We start from the raw sequence: 18,311 nt of genomic DNA on the forward strand, positions 1-18,311 counted from the left end.
GTCGGCAGCGTCAGATGTGTATAAGGGACAGCCCCCCGCCGCGGAGGCCGCGTCGTCGGATCCGGCCCAGGCGCTGACGGGCATCCCGGGCATGGACTTCTCCGCGCTGCCCCCGGCGGCCAAGCGCGAGCTGGCCACGGTGTTCAGCGACGAGTTCTGCTACTGCGGCTGCCCCCACTCGCTGGGCGCGTGCCTCAAGCAGCACACGCCCTGCAAGCACGCGAAGCGGATGGCGCGGCTGTCCGCCCGGCTGGTGGCGGAGGGCGGGCCCGCGAGCGAGGTCATCGTCACGCTGTCGAAGTACTACGCGTCCTTCCGCGAGCCGCGCGTGCAGCTCAAGGTGGATCCGCGCATGTGCCAGGGCGATGCGAACGCGCCCGTGACGGTGGCGGAGTTCTCCGACTTCGAGTGCCCCTTCTGCGGCAAGGCGCGGCCCATCCTGGAGGGCTTCGCGAAGAAGCACCCCAGCGAGGTGCGCTTCTGCTACCTGCCGTTCCCGCTCTCCATGCATCCCAATGCCGTCCCCGCCGCGCAGGCGGTGCTGTGGGCGCGCGACCAGGGCAAGTTCTGGCAGATGCACGACGCGCTCTTCGGCCAGCAGGAGAACCTCAAGCCGGAGGCGTTGCCCGCGCTGGCGAAGTCGGTGGGGCTGGACGGGGACAAGCTGGCCGCCGTGCTGAAGACGGACCAGTACAAGGACGAGATCGAAGGCTTCCACGCGCAGGGGCGTACGGCCGCCATCAACAGCACCCCGTCCGTGTTCTTCAATGGACGCGCCTACGACCTGGGCTTCCAGGAAGGGCAGCTCGAGCACAGCATGGAGGACGAGGTGGAGTGGCGCGCGAACAACAACGCGTGGGCCGCTGACTGACCCTTCGATGAGCCAACGCTTCCGCATCGATGGCGCCGCGCAGCTGGTCCCCGAGGACCGGTCCGGCATCCCCGCGCTCGCGGGACGCTCGGGGACGTACGCGCTGATGCCCACCGCGCCCGACCTGCTGGTGTTCTCCCGCACGCCGCCGGAAGGGGGCTCCATCCCCACGCCGCGCGTGGTGCTGGCGGGGGACGCGGGCGGCTTCCCGCTGTCCGACCTCATCGCGTTCCTCAGCCAGTCGCGCTGGAGCGGCGTCATCCGCGTGCACACGCCGGGCGGCGAGCGCTCCCTCACGCTGCGCGAGGGTGAGGTGCGCGGCGCCACTTCCGAGGAGCCCGCGGACCGGCTGGGCGAGGTGCTGGTGCGGCTGGGCTACGCGGACCGCGCGCAGGTGGAGGCGGTGCTGCGCGAGCAGTCGCACTCGAAGCTGGGCCGGGCGCTGGTGGAGAAGGGCGTGCTGCAGGCGCACGACCTGTTCAAGTGCGTCACCCACCAGGTGAGTGAGATCTTCCACGCCATCGTGCTGTGCCGCGAGGGGGCGTTCTTCCTCATCGACCAGCCGCTGGACGAGAAGACGGGCCACTCGCTCCAGCTGTCCACGCAGAGCCTGCTGATGGACAGCATCCGGAAGATCGACGAGATGGCGCACTTCCGGAAGCGCATCCCCCACGGCCGCATGTACGTGGCGCGCAAGCGTCCGTCCGACGGCAAGCTGGAGGAGGACGAGGACCGCGTGCTGGCGATGCTGGACGGGCGGCGCACGGTGCTGGAGCTGGGGCACGCGGCGCGGCTGTCCGAGTTCGACGTCACCAAGGTCGTCTTCCGCCTCCTGGAGGGAGGCTTCGCCGGGCTGACGGACAAGCCGGTGGGGGCTCCCGCCGCCACCGCCGTGGCGCCGGAGAAGGCGGCCACGCCGCGTGTGCGTCCTCCGGTGCGCACGGTGGCCCCGGTGGATGCCCGTCCGGTGGCGCGCGTCTTCAACTTCATCTTCCGGGAGATCCGCGACGAGGTGGCCCGTTCCGGCATGGACCGCGAGTTCATCGCGGCGGCCAACGCGGCGCTCGCCAACCAGGCGCTGTCGGCGTCGCCGGTGCTGGAGGGGCTGGCGTTCGCGGCGGATGGCAGCCTTCCGGAAGGCCGGTTGATGGAGGCCTTCGACAAGCACCGCGCCCACCTGGGCAGTGAGCCGCTGGCCTCGTTCCGTCAGGCGCTGAGCGACGTGATGTTCTTCCTGCTGTTCCAGGCGGGAGAGCTCTTGGAGTCGCGCGCGGACGAGGACCTGGCCCGCCGGGTGAAGGAACTCCTGGCCACGCTCGAGGCGCCGTGACGGACACCGGCTTCCCGAGGCTGACCGCGGGCGTGCCCGGGTGTGGTGGCGCGTTCAAGCTCACGCCCGAGGACTTCGAGGTGGAGGAGCTGCCCGCGTACCTGCCGTCCGGCGAGGGCACGCACCTGTACCTCTGGGTGGAGAAGCGCGGCCGGGACACGCGCGAGGTGGTGCGCGCGCTGGCGACCGCGCTGGGCGTGCGCGAGGACGACATCGGCTCGGCGGGGATGAAGGACCGGCAGGCCGTGACGCGGCAGTGGCTGTCCGTGCCCGCGAACGCGGAGGCCCGCGTGCCGGAGTTCGCGCTCGACGGGGTCCGCGTGCTGGAGGTGAAGCGGCACGGCAACAAGCTGCGCACCGGCCACCTGCGGGGGAACCGCTTCCGGCTGCGGCTGCGCGGCGTGCAGGACCTGGGCGCGGCGCAGGAGTCCTTCTCCCGGCTGTCCGCGCAGGGCGTGCCCAACTACTTCGGGGAGCAGCGCTTCGGACGGGCCGGCGACAACGCGGACCTGGGCCGGATGCTGCTCCTGGGACAGCGGCTGCCGAAGCGGCCGGACCGCTTCCAGCGCAAGCTGTACCTGTCCGCCTTCCAGTCGCGCCTCTTCAACCAGGCGCTGGCCGCGCGGCTCACCGCGGGCACTTTCGCCACGGCGCTCCTGGGCGACGTGCTCCGCAAGGAGGAGACGGGCGGCCTCTTCGTCTGCGAGGCGCCGGACGTGGATGGCCCGCGCGTCGCCGCGTTCGAGGTGAGCCCGGCGGGCCCGATGTTTGGCCCGAAGATGACCGCCTCCAAGGGCGAGGTGGCGGAGGCCGAGGCGCGGCTGCTCGCGGACGCGGGCGTCACGCTGAGCGACTTCCAGCGCGGCGGGGACGAGACGGAGGGCACGCGCCGGCCGTACCGCGTGCGGCTGGGCGCTCCGGACCTCACGGTGGACGGCGAGGACGCGCTGCTCACATTCGAGCTGCCGCGCGGCGCCTACGCCACCGAAGTGCTGCACGAGCTGCTCAAGGACGGCTGAGCAGCCCCCGGAAACGACCGCGCCTCCCAGGGCTTGAGGCCCGGGAGGCGCGAAGGGACCGCGGGTCCCGCTTCCGACGTGGCGGAAGCGGGGTGGGGCGTCACGTCACTGCCGGATGACGTTGAACTCCGTGCGGCGGTTGAGCGCGCGGCCCGCCTTCGTGTTGTTCGGCGCCACGGGCTTGGTCTCACCGAAGCCCACGGCCTCCATGCGGCCCGGGTCGATGCCGCGCTTGAGCAACTGCGCCATCACCGCGTCGGCGCGCTTCTGGGACAGCTTCAGGTTCGCCGTGTCGTTGCCCATCGAGTCGGTGTGGCCCTCGATGCGCATCTTGCGGATCCACGGCGCGTCCTTCAGCGCCTGCGCCACCTCGTCCAGGATGGTGGTGCTCTGCTTGCCGATGATCTTCGCGGAGCCGGTGCCGAAGAGGATCTGCTTCTTGATCTCGATCCGGTCCTTCTTGACGATGACCATCTTGTACTGCTTGGCGCACCCGCGCTCCTCCTTCACGCCCGGGTCGTCAGGACACGCGTCCAGGCGGTCCACGATGCCGTCACTGTCGCGGTCCGGATCCGGGCAGCCGCCGTTCTCCTGCGGACCGGACTCACCCGGGCACTTGTCCTGCGCGTCCGGCACGCCGTCGCTGTCGTTGTCCAGGTCCGGGCAGCCGTCGTCGTCCTGGAAGCCGTCCTTGTCCTCCGGCTCGTCCGGGCACTTGTCCTTGTCGTCGTTGATGCCGTCCCCGTCCTTGTCCACGATGGGGCAGCCCAGGTTCTGCAGCGGACCCGCGTCGTTGGGGCACTTGTCCGTGCCGTCCACGATGCCGTCCAGGTCGTTGTCCATCTCCGGGCAGCCGTCGTCGTCCTGGAAGCCGTCCTTGTCCTCCGGCTGATCCGGGCACTTGTCGGCGTTGTCGAGCACTCCGTCGCCGTCGCGGTCCTTGGGAGCCTCCGGCGGGCAGCCGTTGTTCTCCGCCACGCCGGGGATGAGCGGGCACTTGTCCGCCGCGTCGAGGACGCCGTCGTTGTCGTTGTCGTTGTCCGGGCAGCCGTCCTGGTCCTGGAAGCCGTCCACGTCCTCGGCCTGCTCGGGGCAGGGGTCGTCCTTGTCGAGCACGCCGTCGCCGTCGCTGTCCGTCTCCTCGATGCTCACCACCACCTGCTGCTGGGGCTGGGCGGGCTGCTGCGGCTGTTCCGCCTGCTGCGGCGTCTCCGGGCGGTCGCGCACCAGCACCTGGCGCGGGCCGCAGTTCTTGGACAGCTCCAGGGCGCGCTTCACCGCGGTGTCGGCGTTGCGCACGTGCTGGGCGGCGCGGGTGCTGTTGCCCTGGCTGAGCTCTCCGCGGGCGAAGTCGAGGTTGGCCTCCGCGGCGGCCAGCTCCGCGGGGGCGCAACGCAGGGCGCCGCCCCGGCGGGCGCGCTCCACGTCGGCGGTGAGCACCTCCGTGTCAGCGCGAATCTTGTTGCCGCTGACGCAGGCGAGGGAGGTGAGGAGCAGGGTGAAAAGCGCGGACTGGGTCAGACGCTTCATCGGGGAGCGCTCGGGCGTCACGGGTTCTGGGGGCGGCCCTGGGAGTCGCCGCTGTTGGCCGCGGACATGGCCTTCTCCCGCGCTTCGTTGGCGAAGCGCGAGGCCTTCACGGCGAAGTCCACGCCGGCCTGGTAGTCCGAATAGCCGACCTCCTCCCGCGCCTTCTGCAGGTAGAGGTTGGCGGCCGTCCACTCGTAGGGGGCTTCCTTCTCCGCCCCGGCGGTGCGCGCGGCCTGGATCTGCACCTCGGCGTCGAGGATGTTGGACGTGGACTTCACGGGGCCACATGCGGTCAGCACGCCCGCGAACGCCAACAGGAGCGACTGCTTCGTCATCACAGGGGCCTCGGTCGACAGAGCGGAGAGACTGGTCGCCGGTCGTATCAATCGCGTCCGGGGGGGTCAAGAATCGGGCGGTTGGCGTGAAGCAGGGAGCCGGGCGGAAGGGGTGGACTTTGACGGCGGGGGCCGTGCTTGCCATCGTTCCGCCCCTGTGCGTCCTCCGTCCGTCCGTGCCCTGCTCGTCGTGCTGCTGCTGCCCCTGACCGGTTTCGCCGGACCGGGGTCCGCGTCCAAGAAGGCCCAGAGCCGCGCGGAGGCGGACACCGTCCTCGCCCAGGTGGCCAACGGCGCCCCCGTCCCCACCGCCACGTCGCGCCTGCGCTTCCTGCGGGAAGAGGCCTACGCGGCCGAGGAGATTGGCCCGCTCCTGCGCACCACCTACGAGGAGCGCACCCGCCGCAACCTGGTGGCGCTCCTGGCGTCCCTGGGCGCGCGCAACGGGGAGTCCACGCTGGTGAAGCTGGCGTCGGACGGCGACAGCACCGTGCGCATGTACGCGGCGCAGGGCCTGGCCCGGCTGGGCAGCCGCAACACCGGCGCCGTGCTGCCGCTCCTCCAGGACAAGAGCAGCGGCGTGCGCCGCGAGGCCGCGCGCGCCCTGGGCGCCTCCAGGAACCCGAAGATGGGCAAGCCGCTGATGGCCGCCGCGAAGGACGAGCAGGACCTGGAGGTCCGCGCGGCGCTGCTGGAGGCCGCGGGCGCCAGCGGTGACGCGAAGCAGAAGGGCGCGCTCCAGAAGTACCTGGACAGCGACTCGGAGAGCACGCGCTTCGCCGCGGCCCGGGGCCTGTGCCGGCTGGGCGCCCCGGAGGGCTTCGCCTTCGCGCAGAAGCTGCTGGGCAACAGCGACAAGTTCGTGCGCCGCCAGGGGCTGGTGCTCTTCGAGGGCGTGCCGGCGAAGAAGGCCAGCCCCGTGCTGTCGCCCCTGCTGAAGGACGCGGACCGCACCCTGGCCGCCACCGCCGCGCGCGTGCTGTACCAGGGCGGCGATGCCGCGTCGCTGGACTGGCTGGTGCTCGCGTCGTGGAACGCGAAGGGCGAGGAGAAGCTCGTCTACGAGAAGGAACTGGAGACGCTCCAGCTCGCGGACGACCGGCGCAAGGCCATCCTGCGCAAGGCGGGGGTGACGCCGTGAGCGTGCTGGGTGTGTGCGCGCTCGCGCTCCTGTCCCAGGCCCCGGTGAAGGCTCCCGCCTCCGCGCCGGCCGTGCCCCCGGCGCGCGCGGTGCCCGCGTCGCTCACCGCGCCCGCGCATCCGGCGCCAGGCCCGGCGGCGCCGCCCCAGCGGGAGAACGGCTGGAGCGCGCTCACGCCCGAGCAGCGCGCGGCCCTCATCGCGGACCGGGCCGAGTCCCCGCTGTCGGAGCGCCTGCTGGGCATGAGCGAGAAGTTCCTCAACACGCCCTACGTCCTGTCGCCGCTGGGGGAAGGGCAGGGCGTGGACCCCGACCCTACCTTCCGCCTGGACGCGGTGGACTGCCTCACCTTCGTGGAGGAGACGCTGGCCCTGGGCATGGCGCACGGCGAGCCGGAGGTGCCGGCGCTGCTGGAGCGGATCCGCTACGCGAGCACGCCCAGCTACGAAGACCGCAACCACCTGATGGAAGCGCAGTGGCTGCCCAACAACATCAAGAAGGGCCTGCTGGTGGACGTGACGCGCAAGTACGCGAAGGAGGACACCGTCACCGTCACCAAGACGCTCACCGCGCACACCTGGCAGTCGAAGTCGTCCATGGCGCTGCAGCTGCCCCGCGAGCGTCAGCCCGTGGGCACCTTCACCCTGGACATGATTCCGCTGGAGAAGGTGCTGGAGCACGCGCGCGGCGTGGCGTCCGGCACCATCCTCGTCGTGATGCGGGAGGACCTGCCGCTCAAGGCCACGCGCATCACCCACCTGGGCTTCGTGGTGCAGAAGAAGAAGCGCACGTACCTGCGCCACGCGTCCAAGGGGGGCTACAACCGCGTGGTGGACGAGGACCTGGAGACGTTCCTCGCCCGCAACGCGCGCTACGACAAGTGGAAGGTGACGGGCGTGAGCCTCTTCGAGGCCCGGCGTCCGCCCCCCACGCTCGTGTCCCAGCCCGCGCCCGCTCCGGGCAGCGCGGCCGTGGGCGCGCCTTGAGCGCCAGGGGCCGCTAGAGGGCCGGCGGCGCGCTGTCCATCGAGGCCTGGCGCGACTGCTCGTCCTCCAGCTCCTCTTCCTCCGCCGCGCGGCCGGCCTCGTCCGCGGAGGCGAGCGCCTGGATCTTCACTTCCTCCAGCAGCACGGCGGCGCGTGCCTGGGAGGTGTCCGGCACCAGCAGCTCCCACCAGGGCAGCAGGTTGCCCGTGGTCAGCTCGTCCACCACACCCGAGCGGCCGGGGCGCACGATGAGCGGGATGCGGTTCTCCTCCAGCACGTCCACGAAGACCTGGGCCGTCACGGGGTCGTCCGCGATGCCCGCCCTCACGAAGCGGCGTTGATCCAGCTCATGGGGCAGGGGCAGCCCACGCTCGCGCATCTCCTCCGCCGACACGAGCGGTGGGTGGTTGGGGCAATCCGTGCAGTCCACGACACTGTCCTGATACTCCGAGCCACACCGTGCGCAGTACCTCATGAAGCCCTCCTGGGCGATGGCTGGAAAGTTAGGAACGGCTCGCGCGGATGGCAGGCGGCCCCCCGCGCGAATTTCCCTCAGTGCCGCGCCGCGTCTCCCAGCTCGCCCACCATGCGGCTCAGGCGCTCCACATCGATGGGCTTGCGCAACACCGCGTCGCAGTACTCCGCGTTCTCCACCTGGGCGTAGCCGGACACGAGGACGACACGGGCATTGGGTTCACGCTCCTTCACCTGCTGCGCCAGCTCCGTGCCGTTCATTCCGGGCAGGGATTCGTCCGTCACCACGACGTCGGGGTGCGTGGCCTCGAACGCCTTCAGTCCCGCCACGCCGTCGGACGCGGTGGTGACCTCGAAGTCGTCCTCCAGGAGCTCCGCGAGGAGTTCCCGGCTGTCCCCGTCGTCCTCCACCAGCAGGACCTTGATTCGCTCGCCATCCATGCGACTAGAGCAACCCGGTGCCACGGAGGATTCGTCCAACGCGTCCCGGGCGCGGTGACGTCCGGCTGGCTGCTTCGGGGGAGGGCAGGCAGGAAGGCTTGCGGCCCCCCCTCACGGGCGGGCGGGGGACTGCCCATGTTTGTGCCCGGAGGTGATTCCATGAAGGTGCTGTTGCGTGGAGTGCATCTGGGGCTGAACGACAACCTGAAGCAGTACGTGGACACCCATCTGGTGGCCCACATCGAACGGTTCGCCGAGGACGAGGCGTCGGAAATCGACATCGCGCTCGTGGACATCAACGGGCCCAAGGGAGGCGTGGACAAGGAGTGCCGGGTGACGGTGCGCATGCCTGGCATGGAAGCGGTGCACGTGACGGAGACTTCGGAGACGCTTTTCCAGGCCATCGACGCAACGCGTGACCGGCTGGAGAAGGCCATCAAGCGCGCGGTGGAGCGCCGTCGCCAGGGCACGGGCAACGCCGGCATGCCGTTCGATTTGAACGCGGACGCGTCGAACTACTAGCGTCCAGCTGTAGCACGGTGGGAAAGAGCGAAGGGCCCGGGAATTCCGGATGCCAGCCAGGCATCCGGCCCCCGGGTTCCTTCGGGCCAGTTCCTTGCTGGGGTCAAGAGGTGGACGCTATAAGCGGACCCCTCACCCTTGGGCTAAAGGACGGCGATGGTCCGCCTCAAGTTCCTGCTTTTCGCACTCCTGGTCCTCGGACTGGGCCTCGCTCACCTCCCGATGCTGTCGGCGCCCCAGCGTGCGCGCGCGGTGGATGGTGCGGCGCTCCAGGCCGCTTCGGGCACCGGCGAGGTCGCGCGTCGCGTGGATGCACGCCGCGCCGAAGTCCAGTCCCTCGCGCTGAAGCTGGCCGGCAGCCCCCAGGTGGCCGCCGCCGTGCACGCGCTGAATCCCACGCCCGCGGCGAAGTCCCCGCGCGACCGCGGCACCAGCCGGGACGCGGAGGAGCCGGCCGCGCTGCTGCCGCTCACCGCCGAGCGCTTCGGCGCGCTGCGCACCGCCGCGGAAGCCGGTCTGCCCAAGGAGCTCCAGGGCGCGGTGGTGGCGGTGGTGGCCGGCGACGCGAGCTTCCATGCGCGCGCGGGCGCCGAGCCCTCCTCCGACACCGCGGCGCTGGACGTCGCGGCGCTCGCCAAGGCGGGCACATCCGTGGTGGACGCCTTCGGGGCGCCGCACGTGTTCGCGTCCGTGCCGCTCGCGTGGAGCGGTGAGGGGACTCCTGCTCCGGCGCTGACGCTGGTGGTGGGCGCGCCGCTCGCCGCCGACGCCGCGCTGCAGGGCGCGCTGGATGCGTCCGGCGCGGCCGCGGTGGGGCTCGTGCAGGGCGACAAGGTGGTGGGGGGCGTGGGCGCGGAGAAGGCGCGGCTGGATGGCGCGCTGCCCCGCCTGAGCGCCGGTGCGAAGGACACGGTGCTGGAGTCGGGTTCGCTCCAGGCGCTGGGCCCGGTGCAGCTGCCCGCCTTCACCAACGGCGACGCGATGGGCGGCCAGGCGCCGCTGTTCGTGGGCTCCCGCCAGGCGCTGACGGGCACGCCGTATGAAGTCGTGGTCCTCGCGGGCACGGCGGCGACGCTGGCCCCGCTGGCCGCGTACCAGAGCACCGCGCTGCTCGCGCTCGCGGGCCTGTTCGTGCTGACCCTCCTCTGGACGGCGCTGATGGGCGGGGGCAAGAAGGCCTCCGACGACGAGGCCGTGTCGGGCAACTCGGACACGCTGGGCTGGTCCGCGGCGCTCGCCGCGCAGCAGTCGGCTCCGGCCGCGCAGCCGGTGAGCACCTCGCCGCCGGCTCCGGCCGCCGTGGCGCCCGTGGCCGCGCAGGCGACGGATCCGTTCGGTTCCAGCGCGCACGCGGAGCCCGCGTCCAATCCGTTCGGTTCCAGCGCGCACGCGGAGCCCCTGTCCAATCCGTTCGCCTCGGCCGCGCCGCCGGCCGCGGATCCGTTCTCCGGCCCGGATGCGTTCCCGTTCCCGGGGTCGCCGGCTCCGGCCGCGGATCCGTTCGCGATGCCGCCTCCGCAGGCCGCCGCGCCGAATCCGTTCGGTGGGCCTCCGGCCGCCGCGCCGATGGCGGATCCGTTCGCGATGCCGCCTCCGGCCGCCGCGCCGATGGCGGATCCGTTCGCCGGGGTGGAGTCGTTCCCGTTCCCCTCGCCGCCCGCGGCCTACCCGCCGCCGGCCGCGGAGCCGTTCACGCCGCCTCCGGCGTACGCGCAGGGCGGAGCGATGCCCTTCGAGCACCCGGCCCCGGAGCCCATCGCTCCGGCGGCGCCGCGTCACGGCGCGTTCGCCTTCGAGGATCAGCCCACGGCGGCGTACTCGCTCCAGCAGGCGGCCAATCCGTTCGCGCTGGCGGCGGCGCAGACGTCTGATCCGGAGTCCCCGGAGACGACGCGCGTGGCGGCGATTCCGCGCGAGCTGCTCCAGGCCAGCACCCGGCCCACGTCGGAGGCCATCCCGATGCCGCCCCCGCGCTCCAACGCGCCGCAGGCGGTGCCGCTGCCCATGCCGGGCGTCAACAGCGCGGCGGCGGTGGCCCTGTCGGAGGAGCAGCACTTCCAGGACGTCTTCCGCGAGTTCGTCACCACGCGCGAGCGCTGCGGCGAGCAGGCGGATGGCCTGACGTACGACAAGTTCGTGCAGAAGCTGCGCAAGAACAAGGAGCAGCTCGTCACGAAGTACGCGTGCAAGACGGTGCGCTTCCAGGTCTACGTGAAGGAGGGCAAGGCCGCCCTCAAGGCGACGCCCGTCAAGGACTGACGTCCCCTCCCGCCACCGTGCGGTGTCCGAAGGCCCGGGACCTCCTCGTGAGGTGCCGGGCCTTCTTCACGTGGGGCCTGTCAGCTCGCGCGGGGGAGCACGACGCTGAAGCGGGCGCCCTGGCCCGGCTCTCCGCCGACCTCCAGGCGGCCGCCGTGCTCCTGGAGGATGCGCGCGGCGATGGCGAGCCCCAGGCCGGTGCCGCCGTCCTTGGTGGTGAAGTAGGGCTCGAAGATGCGGGCGCGATGCTCTAGGGGGATGCCGGGGCCTTCGTCCTCCACCTCGACGATGGCGTCCGCGTCGGTGCCCTTCACGCGCACGCGCAGCGCGCCGCCCTTGCCCGTCATCGCCTCCTCGGCGTTCTTCACCAGGTTGACGAGCACCTGCGTGAGCTGGTCGCGGTCCGCGCGGGCCACCACGCCCGTCTGGAGCGCGGGCTGCAGCTGGATGCCTTCGGGCGGCGCGGCGTACAGCGACAGGACACTCTGGGTCAGCTCGCTCAGGTCCACCGGGGCGAGCTGGGGCTTGGGCAGGCGCGCGAAGCGGCTGAACTCGTCCACGATGCGCCTGAGGCGCTCCACCTCCTCCAGCACCACGCCCGCGCTCTCCTTGAAGAGGGTGGGGAAGCTGGGGTGGCGCGCCTCGTGGGCGGCCATCAGCGTCTCCAGCGACATGCGGATGGGGGTGAGGGGGTTCTTGATTTCGTGCGCCAGCCGCCGGGCGACCTCCTGCCACGCGGCGATGCGCTCGGTGGCCATCAGGCGTTCGGTGGTGTTCTTCAGCTCGGACGTCATGTGGTTGAACGTCCGGACCAGCTCGCCCACCTCGCCGGTGGCCCGGGCCGTCACCTGGACGTCCAGCGCGCCTTCCGCCACGCGGCGCGCGCCGGAGGTGAGGGCCTCCACGGGCCGCGTCATCCAGCGCGACACCAGCATGCCCAGGAGCGCGGCGAAGCCCAGGCCCAGGCCGGCGAGGAGGAGGAACGCGCGCATGACGCCCTCTTCGGCTTCGCGCGCGGCGGCGCGGCTGAAGGTGAGGCGCACGGAGACCGCGTTGCCCAGGGGCAGCACCTGCTCCACGGTGGGCGGGGCGGCGCTGCCCGCGTGCGCGACCTGGGCGTCACCGGACAGCAGCGTCACGTCGGATTGCGTGAGGCGGGCCAGGTGCTGGGCAAGGCCGTCATCCAGCACCACGCCGCCCACGGCCCACAGGCGCACGTCGCCGTAGTCCACGGGGCGCGCGGTGACGAGCGCGGGGACCTGGCGGAGGCCCGCGTCGCCGCGCACGTCCACGCGCACGGGGACGGGCTTGGGGGACTTCTCCTTCGTCACGGCGAAGAGGACGGGGTCCGGGTCTCCGCGCCGGGCGGGCAGGTGGCCGGAGGACAGCACGGTGCCGTTGCGGTCGAAGAGGGTGAGCACGGTGAGGCCCCGGCTCTTCATCAGGCCTTCGGCGGTGTTGGCCTGGATGGCGCGCAGGGGGGCGGAGCGCGCTTCGCGCACGAGGTCCTCCATGGCGGGGCTCTCCACCAGCTCCTCGACGGCGCGGCGCGCGTTGGCGGCGGAGCGCTCCAGGGACTCCTGCGCGGAGGTGGTCGCGGCCGTCATGCGCGCGTCCAGCTCGCGCGACAGCGTGTCGCGCAGGCGCGTCAGCGTCAGGGGAACGACGATCGCCAGCGGCACCAGCGCGAGCAGCGCGAAGGCGAGCGCGAGCCGGGTCCTCAGCCGCATGCGGGCCGGTCCTTCCTGGGGGCCGTCGCCTCCGCCGCATGGGTCGGGCTCATGGCCGAATTGCGCGCGAGGGAGGCGCGATGCAATGCCGTCGCCTCCGCCGTCATGCCTGTCGGGCTCACGGCTGGCCGCCTCCCTCTACGCATCGGCCGCGCGGGTGCGGTCGGCATCCAGGCCGCGATGTGCGGAGTCACGAGGGCGGAGCTCATGGTCTTCCTCCGCCGCCCGTGGCCTCGACGGGCGCGAGCCAGGCGCCTTCGAGCACCGGCAGGCCCTGGGCATCCAGCATCAGCCCCGTCACCTCCGGCGCCGCGCGCAGGGCGAGGCCCTGCGCGTACAACGGGATGAGCGGCACGGAAGGGGCGAGCGCCAGGGCCCGTTCGCGGCTGCGTGCATCGCGGGCTCCGGCGTCCGTGAGCGCTCCGATGGGAGGCAGCTCCACGCCGAGCAGGTCCCTGCGTCCTCCTGCTTCCAGCACCACCGCCAGCGCGGGGCCGGGGATGGGCGGCAGGAGGAACGCGTTGAGCATCAGCTCGAAGTCGCCCTTGGCCTGACGGCTCCGCAGCGCGGCGCGCGACTGGGGCTCCAGCGCGACGGTGTAGCCCTGGTCGTGCAGCTTCACCTGGATGCGCTCGGCCACGGCGCGCTGATCCGCCAGCGCGGCGTCATAGGCGAGCGTCACCTTTCGCGTCGCACCCGCCGGGGGCGTTCCGGGCCGGGCCTTGGGGGCCTGGGGCATCAACGCGGGCGGCAGCAGGTTCGCCATGGGCACGGCGGGCCCCTTCACGAACAGCCGCGTGAGGTCCTCGCGGTCGATGGCGCTCTCCACGGCCTGGCGGAAGTCCGCGGGCACCTTCCGGGGCGAAAACGCCAGGTAGGTCGCGTACAGCGCGGCGCCCGTGAGCGTGTCGTTGTCCGGGGGCGTGCCCAGCTCCACCTGCACCTGCCGCGCGGCCCACAGCCGTGTGAGGCCGCGCTCGTCCGTCGCGGTCAGTGCCAGCCGGTCCAGGTACGGCCGACCTTCGGGCCACGCGGACTGTGCCTCCAGCACGCCCCGGCCGGCCGCGCTGAACGGGCCCGACGCGGGCGATGGCGGCGTCGCGAGGGCAGGGTGACACAGCGAGCGCTCCAGGTCGGGCCAGGGGAAGGCCAGCGCCAGGTCCAGCGTGGCTCCCGTGGCCGTCACCTGCCGACCCTCACCGCGCAGCGGATACAGCAGCGCGCGGTACGGTGACGGCGACTCCGTGGACGACAGCCGCGTCCACGCGCGGGCCAGGGCGGTGGCGCTGGCGGCGGAGGGCATCGCCACGCGCAGGGCCTGCGGCACGGGCCGGGTCAGCTCACGCGCCAGCGTCGCATGCACCTGACCGTTGGCGTCCACGCGACATACGGGCCGCGTCAGCAGGCCCAGCAGCGCGGCCTCCATCGGCGTGTCGGCGAGGGCGGGCTCACCGATTTCCGGTGGGCCCGCGTGGGCCACCCGCAGCTCGCCGCCGTAGCGGGGACGGCTGGCCGCCAGTGCCGGCGCGGAGGAGAGAAGAACGAGGCCCGCGAGGGCGGAACGGATCATCACGGAGTCCCCCTGGCGCAAGCGGAACAGCGTGCCCGTGCTACCGGGCCGCGGACCTGCGCGGCGCGTGTCGCCCTTCATCACGGTGCACCCTGGCGCAGGAGGGACAGCTCGCTCGTGCCGTCCGGCCTCCATGAGCCCACGAGGACCTGCGCGGCGCGTGTCGCCCTTCATCACGGTGCACCCTGGCGCAGGAGGAACAGCTCGCTCGTGCCGTCCGGCTTCCATGAGCCCACGAGGACCTCGCGGCGCTTGTCGCCATCCAGGTCCGCCGTCACCACGTACAGCGCCCGGCCCGGCGGGAGCGCTCCCTGCCACAGGGGCTCGTGCGCCAACGGCGCGTCGGAGGTCAGCGAGAACACCCGCAGCGCATCCGGTGTCGGCTGGAGCTGCGGCGACGTGGTGAGCAGCTCCGGGACACCGTCACCATCCAGGTCTCCCAGCGCGCTGCCTGCTCCCAGTCCGGACACCTTCGCCGGCGCGGATGCGGGTCGCGTGTAGAGCGACGCCGTGCCGTCCGCGTGCACGAACAGCATGCGCGGGGACGCGAAGCTCGCCGTGCCGAAGGGCGCGGGCACCGTGAGGGTCCGCCCGTCCGCCAGCCGCACCTCCGGCGCGAACACCGTCTGCCCCGGCACGAACGCTCCCCGCTCCGCGGTCCCCAGCGGCGCGGCGTCCAGCGTCCCCGACGGGCGCAGCGTCCCCTTCGCCTTGTCCAGCACCAGCACCTCGCCGCGCGCGTACCGCGTGCTCCAGGCCGCCAGCCTCGGCGGGCCCGTCAGCACCGCCAGCGCTCCGAAGGCCTCGCGCGTCGTCGCCACCGCCGGCGCGCCTTCCAGCTCCCGCCGCGCGAGCACCCGTCCGTCCGCGCCGAACACCACCACCTCGTGCTCGGTGAGCGCGGCCACCTCGTCGCGACCGTCACCGTCCAGGTCGCCCGCCGCCAGCGCACCCAGCGGCGTCTCCAGCCTCGCGAACACCGCGCCCAGCAGGCGCAGCGGCCGCCGCTGCTGCGGACCCGGGCCCGGCGTTCCCGACGACGGCGTCCCCACCGCGGCCAGCGCCAGCACCGCGGCGTCCGCCTCCACCCCTTCCGCCACGGCGGCGGCGGGCTTCGGCGGACGCGTGGGCGTGCGGCCGGACCAGAAGTTCACCCACGTGCCCAGCACGTCGCCTCGCGCCACCAGCTCGCCGCCCTCCACGTCCAGCGTGAGCCGCGCCAGCGAGCGGGCCCCCTGTTCGCGGGCGGCGGCCTCGGCGCGCTCGGGCGGGACGTCCAGCACCACCGGCCCCAGGTTCATGGCCGAAAGCCGCGCGGCCAGCAGCGTCCCGAACGCCCGGCGCAGCTCGGCGGAGCCTCCGGACAGGCAGAGGGCCACGGGCGCTTCGGCGGGCGCACCGCGAATGGCATCCGCCACGGCCAGGGCCAGCCGGGCGGAGGCGGGAGGCGCGCCTTCGTCCGACTCCGCATGGGCGGGCAGGGCGAACGCGAGCGCGAGGACCAGCGGCAGGAGCGAGCGACTCACAGGCCCCTTTTGCCACCTTCCTCCAGGAAGTAGTTGTCCGGCGTCACCTGTCCGGGCGGAGGGGCCTCGGCGGTGGGCTGCGTGCCCTCCAGGTAGGGCTCCATCCGGCCCGGAACCGAGTTGCCCGCGAGCAGCCCCGTCGCCGGGTCGATGCGCACCTGGGTGACGCCCGGAGGCACCTCGAAGTCGCGCGCGGGGAGGCCCTCCTCCGCCACCCGCATGAAGTTGAGCCAGATGGGCAGCGCGGCCCGGCCACCCGTCTCGCTGCTGCCCAGCGGCGTGTTGTCATCGAAGCCCACCCACGCGCTGGCCACCCAGTCCATCGTGAAGCCGTTGAACCACGTGTCCTTGGACTCGTTGGTGGTGCCCGTCTTGCCCGCGGCGGGCCGGTTCAGCTCCCGCACCGCGCGCGCGGAGCCGTCCTCCACCACGCTGCGCATGAGCGACGTCGTGAGGTACGCCACCGCCGGGGGCAGCGTCTCCTCGAAGGCCGGCTGGTGCTCCTCCAGCACCGTGCCCTTCGCGTCCTGCACGCGCAGGAGCGTCAGCGGCTCCGCGTAGCGGCCGTTGGCCTGGAGCGTGGCGTACGCGTTGACGGCCTCCAGCATCGTCACCTCGCCGGTGCCCAGCGCCAGCGTGAGGTTCTCCGGCATCGCGGAGCGGATGCCCGCCCGGCGCGCGAAGTCGATGGCGGTCGCGGGGGTGATGGCCTCGATGAGGCGCACGGACACGGTGTTCTTCGACTTGCTCAGCGCCGTGCGCAGCGTCATGGGCCCCTCGAAGCGCCCGTCGAAGTTCTTCGGCCGCCACTCCTTGCCCGTGTACGGGTCGCGGATGGACTCCGGCGCGTCGTTCACCATGGAGAGCGGCGTGAAGCGGCCGCTGGCCAGCGCGGCGCCGTAGATGAAGGGCTTGAAGGACGACCCCGGCTGGCGCTTCGCCTGCGTGGCGCGGTTGAACGACGAGCGCTCCGCGTCGTAGCCGCCCACCATGGCCACCACGTTGCGGTTGGCCGGGTTGATGACCACGAGCCCGCCCTGCGCCAGGGGCACCTGATCCAACGTGGCCTCCACGAAGGCCGGCGCCGGAGGGGCCTTGAGCACGCGCACGAACACCAGCTCCCCGGGCGTGAACACGTCCGAGATGCTCTTGGGCGCGCTCTTCTTCTTCTGCCGCGCCCAGGTGACGGAGTCGAACGACACCTCCGCGGTCCGGCCCACCAGGTCCACGCGCGCCACGTTGCGCTTTGCGTCCACCTCCGTCACATAGCCGGTGAGGCGCAGGCCCTCCTCCATCGGCTTGAGGATGACCTGGCCCACGCGCGCGCGCTCCGGCGACTGGACCTCCTCCTCCTCCGAGTCCGTGTCCGCGGCCAGCGCGGCGGGGCGCGGCTCCTCGGCGCCTTCCGCCTCCGGCGCGGTGGGCGCCTTGGGCGCCGGGGCCGTGAGGGGCTGGGCGAGCGGCGCCAGGTCCGCGACATAGCCCTGGTCCTTCTGCCGGCGGCCGGCCTCCTCGATGCGCTGGACGATGAGCTCGCGGTAGCGCTTCCACTGCGCTTCCTCCAGCTTGCCCTGCGCGCCCCGGTAGCCCTGGCGCCGGTCCAGGGCCTCCAGCCCGTCGCGCACGGCCTGCTCGGCGGTGGCCTGGAGCTTGGGCACCAGCGCGATGTCCACGCGCAGGCCGCCCTCCATGACCATCTTCTCCCCGTAGCGTTCGATGAGCGTGCGGCGGATCTCCTCCGCGTAGTAGGCGCCCGCGCTGGGCGCCTTGCGAGGCGCGAGCACGATGGGCTTCTCCTTCTCCGCGTCCACCACCGCACGCGGCACGAAGCCCTGTCCGGCCATCTGCTCCAGCACGTAGCGCTGGCGCGCCTTGGCGCGGGTGATGTTCGCCACCGGGTTGATGCGGTGGGGAGACTGCACGGTGCCCGCGAGCACGGCGGCCTCGCCCACGGACAGGTCCTTCGCGTGCTTGCCGAAGTAGAAGAGGGCGGCCTCCTCCAGCCCGTAGCGGCGCTGCCCGAAGTACACGCCGTTGATGTAGAGGCTGAGGATCTGATCCTTGGTGAGCGCCTGCTCCAGGCGCGGCGTGAGGATCCACTCGCGGATCTTCCGGCCCAGGCTGCGCTCCGGCGTGAGCAGCATGTTCTTCACCACCTGCTGCGTGAGCGTGGACGCGCCGGACTTGCGGCTGCCGGGGATGAGGTTCTTCACGCCCGCGCGCAGGATGCCGAAGGGGTCCAGGCCCTCGTGCTTGTAGAAGTCCGCGTCCTCGGCGGCGAGGAACGCGTTGCGCACGTGCGGGGGCAGGTCCTCGATGCGGATGAGCGTGCGGCGCTCCAGCGCGAACTCCGCGCAGAGCGAGCCGTCCGCGCACGTCACCTTCGTCACCTGCGGCGGCTGGTAGTTGCGCAGCGACTCCACGGAAGGCAGGTCGCGGCTGAAGTAGACGTAGGTGCCCACGCCCACGCCGATGAGGAGCAGCAGGCCCACGACGCCCAGCACCAGGAGCCGCTTCGTCCAGCGCCAGAGCGCGGCGCCGAAGCCGCCCTTCCTGGGCGGCGGGGCTCCGGTCGGG

15 protein-coding genes are annotated in these 18,311 nt (G+C 72.6%); 7 read left to right on the forward strand and 8 right to left on the reverse strand.

All coding sequences use genetic code 11. The annotated features are described in order from the left end of the window. The 3 genes from D7W79_RS46465 to truD all read left to right on the forward strand — a co-directional run. Nucleotides 1–871: thioredoxin domain-containing protein (locus D7W79_RS46465; RefSeq protein ID WP_208729797.1), on the forward strand; the 871-nt coding region annotated here is incomplete at its 5' end. A gap of 7 nt (nt 872–878) precedes the next feature. After that, a complete protein-coding gene (locus D7W79_RS21730) occupies nt 879–2,201 on the forward strand; it encodes a DUF4388 domain-containing protein (RefSeq protein WP_208729798.1) in 1,323 nt (440 codons plus the stop codon). Beyond that, nucleotides 2,198–3,220 carry a tRNA pseudouridine(13) synthase TruD gene (truD, locus tag D7W79_RS21735; protein ID WP_120527302.1) on the forward strand — a complete coding sequence of 341 codons (1,023 nt, stop codon included), beginning with the start codon at nt 2,198–2,200 and terminating at the stop codon, nt 3,218–3,220. Before D7W79_RS21730 ends, truD begins: the two co-directional genes overlap by 4 nt. Before the next feature lie 105 nt (nt 3,221–3,325). Here truD and D7W79_RS21740 read toward each other — a convergent pair whose 3' ends face one another. Together D7W79_RS21740 and D7W79_RS21745 are read right to left on the reverse strand one after the other, a co-directional pair. After that, entirely contained in the window at nt 3,326–4,750 is a 1,425-nt protein-coding gene (locus D7W79_RS21740) for an OmpA family protein (RefSeq protein ID WP_120527303.1), read from the reverse strand. Between the two features lie 17 nt (nt 4,751–4,767). Continuing rightward, on the reverse strand, nt 4,768–5,085 hold the full coding sequence (locus tag D7W79_RS21745; RefSeq protein ID WP_043321207.1) for a DUF4398 domain-containing protein: 318 nt from the start codon (nt 5,083–5,085) through the stop codon (nt 4,768–4,770). Nucleotides 5,086–5,242: 157 nt separating this feature from the next. Between D7W79_RS21745 and D7W79_RS21750 the strand changes: the two genes are divergently transcribed. Next, nucleotides 5,243–6,226 (forward strand): HEAT repeat domain-containing protein, encoded by a 984-nt coding sequence (locus D7W79_RS21750; RefSeq protein ID WP_244221895.1) that lies wholly within the window; start codon nt 5,243–5,245, stop codon nt 6,224–6,226. Beyond that, a complete protein-coding gene (locus D7W79_RS21755) occupies nt 6,223–7,212 on the forward strand; it encodes an N-acetylmuramoyl-L-alanine amidase-like domain-containing protein (RefSeq protein ID WP_120527305.1) in 990 nt (329 codons plus the stop codon). Before D7W79_RS21750 ends, D7W79_RS21755 begins: the two co-directional genes overlap by 4 nt. A gap of 13 nt (nt 7,213–7,225) precedes the next feature. Here the strand turns inward: D7W79_RS21755 and D7W79_RS21760 are convergent, their stop codons facing one another. Continuing rightward, nucleotides 7,226–7,687: a putative signal transducing protein gene (locus tag D7W79_RS21760; protein WP_120527306.1), complete on the reverse strand. Its 462-nt coding sequence runs from the start codon at nt 7,685–7,687 to the stop codon at nt 7,226–7,228. Nucleotides 7,688–7,764: 77 nt separating this feature from the next. Continuing rightward, the gene (locus tag D7W79_RS21765) at nt 7,765–8,127 is read right to left on the reverse strand and encodes a response regulator (RefSeq protein WP_120527307.1); all 363 of its coding nucleotides are present in this window, start codon (nt 8,125–8,127) and stop codon (nt 7,765–7,767) included. A gap of 159 nt (nt 8,128–8,286) precedes the next feature. Here D7W79_RS21765 and hpf point away from each other — a divergent pair, with 159 nt between their 5' ends. After that, entirely contained in the window at nt 8,287–8,649 is a 363-nt protein-coding gene (hpf, locus tag D7W79_RS21770; protein WP_120527308.1) for a ribosome hibernation-promoting factor, HPF/YfiA family, read from the forward strand. Between the two features lie 156 nt (nt 8,650–8,805). Further along, nucleotides 8,806–10,908: an MXAN_5187 family protein gene (locus tag D7W79_RS21775; protein WP_120527309.1), complete on the forward strand. Its 2,103-nt coding sequence runs from the start codon at nt 8,806–8,808 to the stop codon at nt 10,906–10,908. Between the two features lie 80 nt (nt 10,909–10,988). On the opposite strand, the gene D7W79_RS21780 is transcribed toward D7W79_RS21775, so the two are convergent. The 4 genes from D7W79_RS21780 to D7W79_RS21795 form a co-directional block, all read right to left on the reverse strand. Further along, nucleotides 10,989–12,638: an ATP-binding protein gene (locus tag D7W79_RS21780; protein WP_120527310.1), complete on the reverse strand. Its 1,650-nt coding sequence runs from the start codon at nt 12,636–12,638 to the stop codon at nt 10,989–10,991. A gap of 205 nt (nt 12,639–12,843) precedes the next feature. After that, on the reverse strand, nt 12,844–14,211 hold the full coding sequence (locus D7W79_RS21785; protein WP_120527312.1) for an ABC transporter substrate-binding protein: 1,368 nt from the start codon (nt 14,209–14,211) through the stop codon (nt 12,844–12,846). A gap of 170 nt (nt 14,212–14,381) precedes the next feature. After that, nucleotides 14,382–15,734 carry an FG-GAP repeat domain-containing protein gene (locus D7W79_RS21790; RefSeq protein WP_120527311.1) on the reverse strand — a complete coding sequence of 451 codons (1,353 nt, stop codon included), beginning with the start codon at nt 15,732–15,734 and terminating at the stop codon, nt 14,382–14,384. Next, nucleotides 15,731–18,311 (reverse strand): penicillin-binding protein 1A (locus D7W79_RS21795; protein ID WP_244221896.1); only part of this gene is annotated, 2,581 nt, incomplete at its 5' end. The genes D7W79_RS21795 and D7W79_RS21790, both read right to left, overlap by 4 nt.

Origin of the sequence: Corallococcus exercitus, assembly GCF_003611585.1 — a bacterium.
GTDB classification, from domain to species: domain Bacteria; phylum Myxococcota; class Myxococcia; order Myxococcales; family Myxococcaceae; genus Corallococcus; species Corallococcus exercitus.

Bases quoted from the DNA above. Each gene is read 5' to 3' on its own strand.
- D7W79_RS21730 (WP_208729798.1), top strand. From the start codon at position 879: ATGAGCCAACGCTTCCGCATCGATGGCGCCGCGCAGCTGGTCCCCGAG.
- D7W79_RS21740 (WP_120527303.1), bottom strand. From the start codon at position 4,750: ATGAAGCGTCTGACCCAGTCCGCGCTTTTCACCCTGCTCCTCACCTCC.
- D7W79_RS21745 (WP_043321207.1), bottom strand. From the start codon at position 5,085: ATGACGAAGCAGTCGCTCCTGTTGGCGTTCGCGGGCGTGCTGACCGCA.
- D7W79_RS21760 (WP_120527306.1), bottom strand. From the start codon at position 7,687: ATGAGGTACTGCGCACGGTGTGGCTCGGAGTATCAGGACAGTGTCGTG.
- D7W79_RS21765 (WP_120527307.1), bottom strand. From the start codon at position 8,127: ATGGATGGCGAGCGAATCAAGGTCCTGCTGGTGGAGGACGACGGGGAC.
- hpf (WP_120527308.1), top strand. From the start codon at position 8,287: ATGAAGGTGCTGTTGCGTGGAGTGCATCTGGGGCTGAACGACAACCTG.
- D7W79_RS21775 (WP_120527309.1), top strand. From the start codon at position 8,806: ATGGTCCGCCTCAAGTTCCTGCTTTTCGCACTCCTGGTCCTCGGACTG.
- D7W79_RS21780 (WP_120527310.1), bottom strand. From the start codon at position 12,638: ATGCGGCTGAGGACCCGGCTCGCGCTCGCCTTCGCGCTGCTCGCGCTG.